Origin of the sequence: Bacillus sp. SIMBA_031 (assembly GCF_046535225.1) — a bacterium.
GTDB lineage: Bacteria > Bacillota > Bacilli > Bacillales > Bacillaceae > Bacillus > Bacillus velezensis.
In genome coordinates this window covers 1-332 of the sequence record NZ_JAWRXC010000089.1, presented here as the reverse complement: position 1 = coordinate 332, position 332 = coordinate 1, and the positions used below count along the sequence as shown (strand labels likewise).

At 54.8% G+C, this 332-nt stretch carries 1 rRNA gene; it reads right to left on the bottom strand.

From position 1 onward, the window contains the following. Window positions 1-332: ribosomal RNA gene (locus tag SB724_RS19635) — 23S ribosomal RNA — on the bottom strand; the annotation flags it as partial.

Here is a 332-nt window from a genome sequence, read left to right as displayed (position 1 = left end):
GCACCTGCTCGCGCCGTCACGCTCGCAGTCAAGCTGGCTTATGCCATTGCACTAACCTCCTGATGTCCGACCAGGATTAGCCAACCTTCGTGCTCCTCCGTTACTCTTTAGGAGGAGACCGCCCCAGTCAAACTACCCACCAGACACTGTCCGCAACCCCGATCAGGGGCCAACGTTAGAACATCAAACATTAAAGGGTGGTATTTCAAGGCCGGCTCCATGCAGACTGGCGTCCACACTTCAAAGCCTCCCACCTATCCTACACATCAAGGCTCAATGTTCAGTGTCAAGCTATAGTAAAGGTTCACGGGGTCTTTCCGTCTTGCCGCGGG